This is a genomic window from Pseudoalteromonas sp. RWi3, from assembly GCF_054960735.1.
In genome coordinates this window covers 44,322-57,256 of sequence record NZ_JBHNYL010000008.1, presented here as the reverse complement: position 1 = coordinate 57,256, position 12,935 = coordinate 44,322, and the positions used below count along the sequence as shown (strand labels likewise).

Here is a 12,935-nt window from a genome sequence, read left to right as displayed (position 1 = left end):
CCGTAGGCGTTAAGCTTGCTGACGCAACAAACACCATTCAAAAATTATAAAGCGCGGTGGCAAGCCACTCGCCTACAATTAAATATTAACACCCGTAGGCGTTAAGCTTGCTGACGCAACAATAAAAATTAATCCAAATAACAACAATCCCAAAATGGATAATCACCAATATATTTAACCAACCCAGCCCTTAAGGGGTTAGCAACGATATACCGAGCCTGCTTAATTAAGTCACTTTCAGCTCTAATTTTATGATCGTAAAAATTGGCTTGCCATATCCGCCCGCTTAAACCTCTTTTTCTGTTAACTTTTAATGTGGTTGTACTTTTAAACTGCCCGATCAAGCGCGACAAACTCATGGTTTCATCTTGTAACTGAAAGAGCCAATGTAAATGATCCGGCATTAATGAAAAGCAAATAGTTGATACATTCTTATTTTTGCTAAATTCATATATCTGTTTTGAAACAATATAAGCGATTCCAAAGTTTGCAAAAATGGGAATTCGTTGCTCACAGCAAATCGTTACTGAATAATAACTATAGCGCGCTGAATGTCGCCCCTTCACTCTTTTATTACTATCACACATGAATCCCTCCATTAGACACATTTAATAATAGTAGTATGTGAATAAAAGCCAAACTCTCATAAACGCGTTGGCAAGCCACTCGCCTACAGGTTAATTAGGTACAAACAAACCTTTGGTGCTACACTTTTCAAACCCAATTAAAGGAATGAATCATGCAAATAAAACACCACGGAGCGGTGAATGGCGTTACAGGCTCATGCCATGAACTACAAATTAGTAAAAGTACTTCTATATTAATTGATTGCGGGCTATTTCAAGGCGAAGACGCCGGAGTCGACCTATCTATCGACTTTGATTTATCAACCGTTACGGCACTCATTGTTACCCACTGCCACATTGATCACGTGGGCAGAATACCCTACTTGCTTGCTGCTGGTTTTACCGGGCCTATTTTTACCTCTATTGCATCGGCAAGCTTACTCCCTCTTGTGATTGAAGATGCACTAAAGGTAGGCGTTACCCGGGATCAAACCATAATCAATGCGTGTTTAGAACTACTGAAAAAGCGCATCATAAAAGTGGAATTTAATACATGGTTTGAGTTACCCGTAAATAATAACCACGAGCTAGCGAAAGCCCGACTACAAAGAGCAGGGCATATTTTAGGCTCTGCTTATGTTGAGATAGATATTGGTAAAAAACCATCAAGCCATAGAGTGGTCTTTTCCGGTGATTTAGGTGCGCCATACACACCACTACTACCAAGCCCAAAAGCCCCCTATAAAGCAGATACACTGGTTATAGAATCAACCTACGGTGATAAAAACCATCAAGGCCGTAAACATCGCACACACACCTTAAAGAACATAATCGAAAAAGCAGTGTCGGATAACGGTGTAGTGCTTATTCCCGCATTTAGTATAGGCAGAACACAAGAACTTCTATATGAATTAGAGCAGTTAATACATCACTCAGGTAAACAATCCCCGTGGCGCACAATTGAAGTCATTATAGACTCCCCCATGGCCGCAAATTTTACCCTGCAATATCGCCAATTTAAAAACTTATGGGATGTTGAAGCCAAACAACGATTAGCAAGTGGCCGACATCCTCTCAACTTTGAAAGCCTTCATACCATTGATAGCCATAAGGAACACCTAGCAGTTATTAACTATTTACGAAGCCGAAAACAGCCCGCTATTATTCTTGCTGCGAGTGGCATGTGTACTGGAGGCCGAATCGTAAATTATTTAGATGCATTTTTAGCAGACAAAACCACCGATGTAATTTTTGTTGGCTACCAAGGTCGTGGCACTCTTGGGCGAGATATTCAAACTTACGGTCCCAAAAATGGCTATGTAGAAATTAACGATAAAAAGGTAAATATAAACGCTAAAATTCACACTATAAGTGGCTACAGCGCTCATGCTGATCAAAATGGTTTAATTAAATTTGTAACCGGCATGCGTAAAAAGCCCAGCCATATAAAAATAGTGCATGGTGATGAAAATGCTAAACAGGCACTGGCAGATAAATATAAAGAGGTATTGGGGAAAGGAGTAAAAATAGAAATAGCGAAAGGTTAGGTTCTAGGTTCTAGGTTCTAGGTTCTAGGTTCTAGGTTCTAGGTTCTAGGTTCTAGGTTCTAGGTTCTAGGTTCTAGGTTCTAGGTTCTAGGTTCTAGGTTCTAGGTTTAACAAATTATAAAGTATGACTGTTGTGGTCAACTAATTCCGGACAGTGAATTAAGTTTTTCTTCTGCTACAGCAGGGGCAACCATTTGATTATAGCTATGTGGTCTGTGCCAGTTATAGTAATTCATCAAATAATAGCTAATATCTTTTTCAGCATCTTGATAATTACTATAACCTAATGATGGAACCCATTCCGTTTTTAAACTTCTAAATAGGCGCTCCATCGGGGCATTATCCCAGCAATTTCCTCGGCGGCTCATGCTTTGTTTTATACGGTAACGCCACAGCCTTTGTTGAAACCTTTTGGCGCTGTACTGACAGCCTTGGTCTGAATGAAACATTAGCCCAGATGGCTTGCCCCGTTGCTCGTATGCTCTATCTAATGCTTTAATAACTAAGTTAGTATCAGGCTTATCAGACATTGCCCAGCCAACCACGCGACGAGCAAATAAGTCGATAATAACAGCCAGATAAGACCATTTATTACCCGTCCAAATATAGCTTATATCTCCACACCAAATGTGGTTTGGACCATCAACGTCAAACTCACGATTGAGTATGTTTGGAATGTCTGCTCGCTCCACCGTCGCTAATTTATATGAATGAGGCCCTGGTTGTTTACAGACTAATTCCAGGTCACGCATGATACGGCGTACCTTAAAGACACCAACAGGTAAGTCTGCGTCCTTTAGCATCGCCACCAACGTGCGGCTACCGGCAGCTCCACGACTGAGCGAAAATAACTCATTAATCGTCGACCTAAGTTGCACCTCTTCAAGCTTAATTGATGTCTCACGCTGCTTAAAATCATAAAAGCTCGAACGCGGAACATCAAACACGCTACAGACCATTTCTACAGACTCATGCTCACTTAAATGGCCAATCAACGAATATTGTTCATCTCGTCTGACATTAAGAGAGCGGTAGCCTTTTTTAAAATTGTTTTTTCTCTTTCAAGTCGATTAACTTTAGCTTCAAGCTCCTGAATTTTTTGTTGCTCAGGGGTAAGCGCTTTAGAGTTTGGTGTTGTGCCACCACGCTCATCTTGTAATTGCTTAACCCAGCGACGAAGGGCTGTTTCACCGACTTCTAGTGAGCGAGCAGCTTCTGGGAATGAATATCCTTCATCAAGGACTAATTTTGCTGAATCAAGTTTAAACTCTTGAGAAAAAGAGCGACGTTGTTTTGTCATAGAACACCTCTGTTTGAGTGGTAATAATACCACCTAAATTGGTGTCCGGTTTCATTGAATCACAACAGACACAAAAAAGCTACGAGCCGCAGGTATCGAGCTACGAGATAAAAAGCATCTAAACCCTAGCACCTTTACTTATGCCTTAATTTCTAGCTCTGTGCTCTTAGTGATCTCGGTGGTTAATTAATCATTAAAAAATTTTTACCACCGAGAACACCGAGAAGAATAAGTTGCATCTAGTGTCTAGTCACTCCAAGAACCAAGTTTCTTCCCTAGTACCTTTAACCTTTCAGCCTCATAAGCGCAGCGTCTCATTATCTCTTTGTTAATAAATCACTTAAAATCAACATGACATAAAGCCGCGCCAACGATTAACTTAAACAGCCTTTAAATGGCTTGGGTTTTGCGGATTAACCAATTCAGATACAAAACTTGTAAAGTCAGCACCTAAGTTTTCATCACGCATGCTGTATTCAACAATTGCTTTTAAATAGCCAAGTTTGTCACCGCAGTCATGAGAGCGACCACTCATATGGAAAGCTTCAACCGTTTCAATATTCATTAGCATATCAATAGCATCAGTCAGTTGAACTTCATTACCAGCACCTACAGGAGTTTTAGCTAACAATGACCAAATAGCTTTTGATAATACATAGCGACCAACAACAGCCAAGTTAGAAGGAGCTTTATCAACTTCAGGCTTTTCTACCATGGTTTTAATTTTTGCACTTTCACCTGCCCCAATTACAACACCATCAATATCAGCAATACCGTATTTACTCACATCTTGCTGTGCAACTGGCTCGAGCATAATTTGACTTGCTTTAACATCATTAAAACGCCTGATCATCGCAGCTAAGTTTTCAGTTTTTTGGTCAGCAGTATAAGCATCCAAAATGACATCAGGTAAAACAACAACAAAGTCATCATCACCAATAATTGGCTTAGCACATAACACTGCATGCCCTAACCCTTTAGCTTCGCCTTGGCGAACATGTAAAACGGTCACATCAGGCGGGCAAATTGAACGGACTTCGTCTAATAACTTACGCTTAACTCGTTTTTCAAGCGTAGCTTCTAACTCAAAACTAGTATCAAAATGGTTTTCAATCGCATTTTTTGAACTATGCGTTACTAACACAATCTCTTTAATACCTGCTGCAACGCATTCATTCACAATATATTGAATGAGTGGCTTATCAACCAAAGGCAGCATTTCTTTTGGGATAGCTTTTGTCATTGGTAACATACGAGTACCAAGTCCAGCTACTGGAATTACAGCTTTCATAATTAATCCTTTATTATATTTATTTAATTCAATTCAATTCAATTCAATTCAATTCAATTCAAGTTTAAGTTTAAGTTAACAACACTATTTGCACAAAGAGAAGACAATGAGCATAAATGAGAAGAAAAGCTTCGAGCAACGAGTTCCTAGTCACTTATCTAATACCTTTGACCTTTAACCTCTAAAGCACAGCGTCTCTTAACCTCTTTGTAAGTAAATCACTTAAAATATTCGCGGCTGAAGCCAGCTCCTGCGATAAATTTAAACTTGTAGAAATAGCTTTAGCCATGAATTTTAAACCGCGCCGCATAAATCTAAACTCCGATGCCAACCCGTACCAACCCGTAGGCGGGAGTTTACCTCGCGCAGCTTTTAGCAGTATTGGTCGAAGCACACAACTCTACATCTAACACATTTATTATTTATTATTTATTATAAAACTCTTTATACCAATCAATTAGCTCTTTAACGCCTTGCTTAACACCTACCGCAGGCTTATAGCCTGTTGCTGCAAATAAATCTTGCGTATCGGCATACGTTTTATAAACATCACCAGCTTGCATTTCGCGGAAGTTCTTTTGAGCCTCTATGCCTAAAGCAGATTCTATTGATGAAATAAACTCCATTAGATTAATAGGGCTACCATGGCCGATATTATAAACTTTAAATGGCGCTGAGCTTGATGCTGGTGAACCTGTTTCTACCTTCCATGAATCATTACGCTCAGGCACTACTTCAGCAGCGCGAATTACACCTTCAACAATATCGTCTATATAAGTAAAGTCACGCCACATATCACCATTGTTATTTATATCTATAGTGTCGCCGGCAAGAATTTTTTTAGTGAAAATATATGGAGCCATATCTGGGCGGCCCCACGGACCATAAACAGTAAAAAAGCGTAAGCCAGTTGTTGGTAAATTATATAAATGAGAATAGCTATGTGCCATTAATTCATTAGCTTTTTTAGTGGCTGCATAAAATGACACCGGATGATCAACGCTGTCTGTTGTTTCAAATGGTGTTTTCTCATTTAACCCGTACACAGAGCTTGAAGATGCATACACTAAGTGCCCAACTTTATTATGGCGACAGCCTTCTAGCACATTTAAATGACCAACGAGGTTAGAGTCAGCATAGGCATCTGGGTTTTCAATTGAGTAACGAACACCTGCTTGTGCAGCTAAATGGATTACTCTATCGAACTTTTCAGTTTCAAAAAGCTCACCCATAGCTGTGCGATCTGCAATATCCATTTTAATAAAGGTAAAATCAGGGTGTTCTTTAAACTGCTCTAGTCGAGCCAGTTTTAAATTTACATCATAGTAATCATTTAAATTATCAATACCTACAACAGTATGATTTGTCGCTAATAATTTTAAGCATGTGGCAGCACCAATAAAGCCAGCGGCACCAGTTACTAAATACTTCATGTTAATCCTTTTTTAATTTTGGGTTCTAGGTTCTAGGTTCTAGGTTCTAGGTTCTAGGTTCTAGGTTCTAGGTTCTAGGTTCTAGGTTCTAGGTTAATCAGTTTTAAAATAGCTACAGGTTTTGTGCAACGAGCACCGAGCTAATTAACCTAGCCATATTTTACCACCGAGGGATTCGAGGCTCTTCCCTATAACCTGACACCTACTACTTTTATTTGCCTAGTACCTAATACCTTTATTTACCTCATAAGCGCAGCGTCTCTTAACCTCTTTGTGAATATATCACTTGACACTGTCGCGGCTAAAGCCTGCTCCTACCCAAACACTATTTGCACAAAGAGAAAATAATGAGAGTAAATGAGAAAAACCACGGGCTACGAGCTATAAATCCTAGCCCCTAGTCAATTCCCTAAAACCTAGTACCTTTGCCCTTTCACCTTGCAACTAAGCACTCTGCGCCTAATCACTACCAAATAAGTCGCGAGTGTACACTTTATCACTCACATCAATTAACTCTTCAGCCATACGGTTTGATACAATTACATCTGCAAGCTGTTTAAATTCGTTTAGATCTTTCATAACGTGTGAATTAAAAAAGGCATCCTGATTTAAAGCGGGCTCATAAATTACAACTTCGATACCTTTAGCTTTTATACGCTTCATAATACCTTGAATAGCAGATGCCCTAAAATTATCAGAGCCAGTTTTCATTACTAAACGGTATACACCCACTACCTTAGGACTACGGTTGATAATAGAATCTGCAATAAAGTCTTTGCGCGTTGTATTTGCATCAACGATTGCACCAATCATATTATTTGGTACATCTTTATAGTTGGCTAAGAGCTGCTTGGTATCTTTAGGTAAGCAGTACCCACCATATCCAAACGAAGGGTTGTTATAATGTCTACCAATACGAGGATCTAACCCTACACCTTGAATAATTTGCTTGGCATTTAAACCATGGCTTTCAGCGTAACTATCAAGCTCATTAAAGTAGGCAACTCGCATTGCAAGGTATGTATTAGAGAATAGCTTAATTGCCTCAGCTTCTGTTGAGTCTGTAAATAACACATCAATATCAGTTTTAATTGCACCCTGAGCTAGTAAATTGGCAAAGGTTTTAGCACGTTCACTTTGCTCACCAACAATAATGCGAGATGGATGCAAGTTATCATAAAGAGCTTTGCCTTCACGTAAAAACTCTGGCGAGAATATAATATTATCAGTGCCGAACTTTTCTTTAACTGATTGGGTGTAACCTACAGGTACAGTCGATTTAATCACCATAGTAGCAGTTGGGTTAATACTCAAAACGTCTTTTATTACAGATTCAACAGAACTGGTATTAAAATAATTTGTCTCGGGATCGTAATCTGTGGGAGTTGCAATTATAACAAATTCAGCACCAACAAGGGCTGAGTCTTTATTAATAGTGGCAGTAAAATTAAGTTGTTTGTTTTGCAAAAAGTCACTAATTTCAACATCAATAATAGGGGATTGTTTGTTTTTTAATAAAGCTACTTTTTGTTCATCAATATCAAGTGCAATAACTTTGTTATTTTGCGCAAGTAACATAGCGTTTGAAAGGCCAACATAGCCAGTACCAACCACTGCTATTTTCATGTAAATCCTTTAATATTATTTAATTGTTAATGTAAAAATTTATTTCATGTTTGAAAAGTTAGTAATTCCTTCAAGTTCAAAGAATATTAACGAGCATATAGAGAAGTGATTATAAATTTCAAATCCAAATACGTTTAACTTATCTCCATTTAAACCTGACATATGCCATTCAATAAAAATCATCGATAATAAGTGATAAGTGCTGAAATCAAGCTCTCTAATGATAATTTAGGTAACTCATTAATGCCAGCTGCTGCTGCTCTACCACCACCAGTTGGAAATTGACTACATACATCTACGGCTCCAAATTTGTCATTTAAAGGCGCTCTCACACTGATCGTGTAACTTCCTTTATTATTATAGGTGACAACTGCATGGGCCTTATTGGGTGATTGATTTGCGAGGTCATTTCCTAGTACTCCGCTGACTCTGCGTGCCCATGCTGCATCTTCAAGTAGAATTACTTTCGCAACGTCACAATCATGTAGCACTTGTGCATTAGCAGCTTGATCCATATCCGCTAAATACGCACTTTGTAGAACATAAAAAGGAGACCCTTTATCAGCAATTGCATCCAATGGCGATTGATAGCTTAGTAGCTTTTCATAGAGTGCTTCTGGAGCAAAGTGAAGGTCGGCAACTTCACTACCATAACCATTATAATTAATATATGTACCAAACGCTTTAAGTTGCGATTTTTCAGTTTCAGAAAGCCCTAATGCGTCGGCTTCACGATCCGCTTTTGCAAATAAGTTATCACCATAAGCCGCTGTAATTGCCCATAAATGATACTTTTTATCTATTAAATTACTCACAATTAAACTAGTACACATATCTGGATCAAGATCTAAATGTGAAAATAAATTTGTATGATTAGGAATTGTACCTGCTTTATGGTGATCTATATACATTACTCGTGCCCCAACACCTAGTGCATCGTGCAACGCAGCCATGTTTTTTTCCATTGAGATATCAAGTACACGAATGCAATCGCCTTGTTTTGGAGTTATCTTTTGTAAAAGATTAATATCTCTTTTGACACCCGTTATTTTTACTGTATCAGTAGGGTTGGCTAATTGAAGTTGAAGCAACGCAATTATGCCATCCGCATCACCATTAAAAATATCGTATTTCATAATCTCTCAAACATATCATTTTATTTACAGCTAAAGGTTATTATATCTAATAACTATAACTTCACTATATTTTTGTCTAGTAAATATTTAACTATTTGCTCTGTACTTTGCTCAATGCTTTGTTCAGCCGTTTGCACATGTATTTCTGCAGACTCAGGAATATCAAACGCTGAGCTAATTCCTGTAAAATTAGGAATCTCTCCGGCCCTTGCTTTTTTATATAATCCTTTGGGATCGCGGCTTTCACATATTGCGATAGGTGTATCGATAAACACTTCAACAAACTCACCTTGTGCCATAATGCTTCGTGCTAGTTGGCGATCTTTTGCGAAAGGGGATATAAAAGCTGTAGACACAATTAACCCTGCATCAACAAATAGTTTGGCAACCTCGCTAATACGCCTAATATTTTCAACGCGGTCTTCATCACTAAAAGTTAGTCCTTTATTTAAACCTATTCTGACATTGTCGCCATCAAGCAAATAGGTATGACAACCCATCTCAAATAACTTTGCTTCAACGGCATTTGCAATTGTTGATTTACCAGAACCACTTAAACCTGTATACCAAAGTAAAACGGGCTTATGCCCTTTGTGCTTTTCTTTTTGTTCACGCGATACAGTTTGTGCGTGCCATACTATGTTTTCAGTCATTATTGTTCCAAATATGATATTTAGCGATAAGTTAAATTCGCTTTTCAATAAGTTAGATAATTAAGTTACGTTTTTAAAACGGAAAAAATACCGGCACAAAGCTCAGCACGATGGCGGCATAAACAATACTCACAGGAAGCCCCACTTTAATAAAGTCATTCATTTTATAGTTACCCGCGTTAAACACCATTAAGTTTGTTTGATAACCATAAGGACTTATAAAGCTACCACTGGCTGCAAAAGCAACAACCATGACAAAAGGAAGCACATCGACACCAAACCCCGTCGCGATGGTATAGCTTATCGGAAACATCAGTGCAGCGGCGGCATTATTAGTAACAAACTCAGTCATTAACCAAGTGGCCACGTACACCAAAATAAGCGATAAATAAATATAGCTTGGATCGTTAAACTGATTCAAAAAGTTACCCAAAATCAGTACAACACCGGAGTTAACCAATGCCGTTGAAAGCAAAATCGCTGAAGAAACAATAAGCCAAATATCTATCGGAAATCGGCGAATAATTTCATTGGTTGTTAAACACCCAGCGAATAGCAAACCGCCTAAAAATAACACCAAGCCTTCTAATAAATCCACAACGCCTAAAGCAGCGCATGCAATCGTCGTGATAAACCCACCTACAGCCAGCCATGCACGCCATCCATTTATTCGGCTTTCGGGTTCAACTCCTGACACAACTAAAAAGTTTTTATTAATATTCGTTCTGGTTTTATAGTCATCACCCACCGCTAAAACTAAAAAATCACCAGAACGGATCTCAACATCTCCAAGTTTTCCTGAAACTTGCTCGCCATCACGCCTAATAGCAACAACTGCGGCATCAAATGAAGCCCTAAATCCCGTTGTTCTTAATGTTTTCCCTACAATGATACTTTCTTGCCTAACAACAACTTCAGTTAAATTATTGTGTAGAGAACCGTTTTTTTCAGCAAAAATCTCCAATCCAGAGAACTGACTCAGTTGAAGAACTTTATTAATATCGCCACAAAATATAAGCCGGTCTCCCGGTTGGATAACTTCAGACGGTGAAACAGGGCTAATTAAATGTTTATTACGCACAATTTCAACAAGAAACAGCGACTCTAAATGCCTTAAACCATTCCCTTCAACGGTTTTACCTATAAGCTCTGAACCTTGAGCTACTTTTGCATCTATAAAGTACCCTTCTGAAGACGCTTTACTTTGTTCAATATCGGGTAAAAATCGCTGACAAAAAAACAACACGGTACCGCAACAAACAACCAAGATCATGCCAATGGCAGTAAACGAGAAAAAAGATAAAGACTCCCCTGTTGACTCCATAAACATAGAGTTTACGATTAAGTTTGTAGACGTACCTATTAACGTTAAAGTACCACCAAAAATAGAGGCGTATGATAATGGCAATAATAGCTTACTAGCATAGTGATGGGGGTTATTTCTAATAGGTGAAAGTAACGTCGCAACAACGGCAGTATTATTCAAAATAGAGGAAAAAAAGGTCGTCACACCAAACAGTCGAAACCACGTAGAACGATAGCTTCTAACAATGATTTTAGCCGCTAATAACCTTAATAATCGTGTTTTTTCTATTCCCAAAGAACAAATAACCAACAAAATGAGCGTTACTAGTCCAGGGTTAGAGATACTGCCTAGAAATTGCTCTTTAGAAACCAAACCAAAGGCAATTAACGACAGCAGCGTACAACCAAAGATAATAGCAGGTTTAGTTTGTAAAACCACTAAACCTAATATGGTGCAGGCAAAAATAGCAAGCGTTAAAAAAGCATCTAATGGCATAAATACACCAGCCATCCTTAGTAAAAGTAAAATGTGCGGGCAAATAAGCCCGCATTCCATAAAAGTAATTTATCTAATTACTTTTGCTCCCCAATGCGGGAAGTGTTTACGAACCAAGGCATTAAACTCAACCTCAAATGCAGAGTGATCGCTTGACTGTTGCTTTGGTAGTGACTCAATAGGTTTGCGGATCATACCCGCTCCAACCGTTACATTTGATAAACGATCAATAACAATAAATGCACCTGTATGCTTATTTACATCATAGGCATCAAATTGAACAGGTGCAGTTAGGGCAAGCTGGCAGCGGCCTATTTCATTTAAGTTAAGTTGGGTCGCGTGTTGGTGTTCTAACGTGTTGACATCGACTTTATAATTTATCGCTTCAGCATAACCAAATACCGATTTACTACCCACTTTAATTTCGTATTCACGATCTACATGTAATGGTTCTTCTGTCATCCACACGATGTCAGCTTCAAAGCTACTTGTTGAAAACGGCTTTTCGTGTGGGCGTACTAACATATCGCCACGACTTATATCGATTTCATCTTCAAGCGTTAGCGTTATAGCCATTCCTGCCGATGCTTTTTCTAAATTACCATCAAAAGTAACAATTTCTTTTACTTTACTTTCTTTTCCTGATGGCAAAGCACAGATTGTGTCACCAACTCTAATATCACCCGCAGCAATCGTGCCGCTAAAGCCTCTAAAGTCAAGATTAGGACGGTTTACATATTGTACCTGTAGCCTAAATGCATCATTTTGTGCACGTTTAACTTGTACTGTATTAAGTAACTTCATTAATGTAGAGCCAGGATACCAGCTCATAGCTTCACTTTCATTAACCACATTATCACCACGCAATGCCGAGATAGGCACAAATCTTACGTCATCAAATGAAAGGTCTTTTGAAAATTCACGGTAATCTTTTTTGATATCTTGGTAAACAGATTGCTCATAACCGACAGCATCCATTTTATTAATCGCAACAACGACATTTTTAATACCAAGCAATGAACATATATAACTATGACGGCGTGTTTGTACTTGAACACCATGACGAGCATCAATCAAAATAATAGCTAAATCACACGTAGAAGCTCCCGTAGCCATATTCCGCGTATACTGTTCATGCCCTGGGGTGTCGGCAATTATAAATTTACGTTGTTCGGTTGCAAAGTAACGATATGCAACATCAATAGTAATGCCTTGTTCGCGCTCAGACTGCAGCCCATCAACGAGTAGCGATAAATCAAAATCATTATCGGTGGTATTAAAACGTTTAGAGTCTTTTTCTATGGCCGCCATCTGATCTTCAAAGATCATTTTGCTATCGTAAAGCAAACGACCTATTAAAGTTGATTTACCATCATCGACGCTACCGCAGGTTAATATGCGCAGCATGTCTTTATTTTCATGTACTTTTAAATATGCTTCTATATCAGTAGCAAGTAAGTTCGTTTCTTGTGACATAATTTTCCCTACAATTTGGTTCAATAAGTTAACGGCTATCAAGTGTATTCAACATATAAAGTAAGCATGTTGTGCACTTTATAAAATTTTTTAAGCCTTATAATAT

Annotated in this window: 10 protein-coding genes; 1 reads left to right on the top strand and 9 read right to left on the bottom strand. The window is 38.5% G+C overall.

Translation table 11 applies throughout. The features are described from left to right. Positions 1-128 precede the first annotated feature (128 nt). On the bottom strand, positions 129-587 hold the full coding sequence (locus tag ACFI4Z_RS11870; protein ID WP_462670773.1) for an REP-associated tyrosine transposase: 459 nt from the start codon (positions 585-587) through the stop codon (positions 129-131). Positions 588-739: 152 nt separating this feature from the next. On the opposite strand from ACFI4Z_RS11870, the gene ACFI4Z_RS11865 reads away from it, so the two are divergent. Then, entirely contained in the window at positions 740-2,113 is a 1,374-nt protein-coding gene (locus ACFI4Z_RS11865; RefSeq protein ID WP_462670772.1) for an MBL fold metallo-hydrolase RNA specificity domain-containing protein, read from the top strand. 137 nt (positions 2,114-2,250) lie between these two features. On the opposite strand, the gene ACFI4Z_RS11860 is transcribed toward ACFI4Z_RS11865, so the two are convergent. The 8 genes from ACFI4Z_RS11860 to cysN all read right to left on the bottom strand — a co-directional run bounded on the left by ACFI4Z_RS11860 (position 2,251) and on the right by cysN (position 12,829). Beyond that, a protein-coding gene (locus tag ACFI4Z_RS11860) for an IS3 family transposase (protein WP_462670771.1) occupies positions 2,251-3,413 on the bottom strand; the annotation gives its coding sequence in 2 pieces (ribosomal slippage) (positions 2,251-3,158 and positions 3,158-3,413; 1,164 coding nt in all). Positions 3,414-3,792: 379 nt separating this feature from the next. Then, a complete protein-coding gene (gene galU / locus ACFI4Z_RS11855) occupies positions 3,793-4,704 on the bottom strand; it encodes a UTP--glucose-1-phosphate uridylyltransferase GalU (RefSeq protein WP_462670770.1) in 912 nt (303 codons plus the stop codon). Positions 4,705-5,129: 425 nt separating this feature from the next. Beyond that, positions 5,130-6,137, bottom strand: coding sequence for an NAD-dependent epimerase (locus ACFI4Z_RS11850; RefSeq protein ID WP_462670769.1), 1,008 nt, complete (start codon positions 6,135-6,137; stop codon positions 5,130-5,132). 459 nt (positions 6,138-6,596) lie between these two features. Then, complete coding sequence (locus tag ACFI4Z_RS11845; protein ID WP_462670768.1) at positions 6,597-7,763, bottom strand: nucleotide sugar dehydrogenase; 1,167 nt, start codon at positions 7,761-7,763, stop codon at positions 6,597-6,599. 179 nt (positions 7,764-7,942) lie between these two features. Further along, positions 7,943-8,899, bottom strand: a complete 957-nt coding sequence (locus ACFI4Z_RS11840) for a DHH family phosphoesterase (RefSeq protein WP_462670767.1) — start codon at positions 8,897-8,899, stop codon at positions 7,943-7,945. A gap of 53 nt (positions 8,900-8,952) precedes the next feature. Further along, positions 8,953-9,552, bottom strand: coding sequence for an adenylyl-sulfate kinase (gene cysC, locus ACFI4Z_RS11835; protein WP_462670766.1), 600 nt, complete (start codon positions 9,550-9,552; stop codon positions 8,953-8,955). A 73-nt stretch (positions 9,553-9,625) separates the two neighbouring features. Continuing rightward, positions 9,626-11,353: an SLC13 family permease gene (locus ACFI4Z_RS11830; protein ID WP_462670765.1), complete on the bottom strand. Its 1,728-nt coding sequence runs from the start codon at positions 11,351-11,353 to the stop codon at positions 9,626-9,628. A 69-nt stretch (positions 11,354-11,422) separates the two neighbouring features. Next, positions 11,423-12,829: a sulfate adenylyltransferase subunit CysN gene (cysN, locus tag ACFI4Z_RS11825; protein WP_462670764.1), complete on the bottom strand. Its 1,407-nt coding sequence runs from the start codon at positions 12,827-12,829 to the stop codon at positions 11,423-11,425. Positions 12,830-12,935: the final 106 nt, after the last annotated feature.

Coding starts and splice junctions, on each gene's coding strand:
- ACFI4Z_RS11870 (WP_462670773.1), bottom strand. CDS start 587: ATGTGTGATAGTAATAAAAGAGTGAAGGGGCGACATTCAGCGCGCTAT.
- ACFI4Z_RS11865 (WP_462670772.1), top strand. CDS start 740: ATGCAAATAAAACACCACGGAGCGGTGAATGGCGTTACAGGCTCATGC.
- galU (WP_462670770.1), bottom strand. CDS start 4,704: ATGAAAGCTGTAATTCCAGTAGCTGGACTTGGTACTCGTATGTTACCA.
- ACFI4Z_RS11850 (WP_462670769.1), bottom strand. CDS start 6,137: ATGAAGTATTTAGTAACTGGTGCCGCTGGCTTTATTGGTGCTGCCACA.
- ACFI4Z_RS11845 (WP_462670768.1), bottom strand. CDS start 7,763: ATGAAAATAGCAGTGGTTGGTACTGGCTATGTTGGCCTTTCAAACGCT.
- ACFI4Z_RS11840 (WP_462670767.1), bottom strand. CDS start 8,899: ATGAAATACGATATTTTTAATGGTGATGCGGATGGCATAATTGCGTTG.
- cysC (WP_462670766.1), bottom strand. CDS start 9,552: ATGACTGAAAACATAGTATGGCACGCACAAACTGTATCGCGTGAACAA.
- ACFI4Z_RS11830 (WP_462670765.1), bottom strand. CDS start 11,353: ATGCCATTAGATGCTTTTTTAACGCTTGCTATTTTTGCCTGCACCATA.
- cysN (WP_462670764.1), bottom strand. CDS start 12,829: ATGTCACAAGAAACGAACTTACTTGCTACTGATATAGAAGCATATTTA.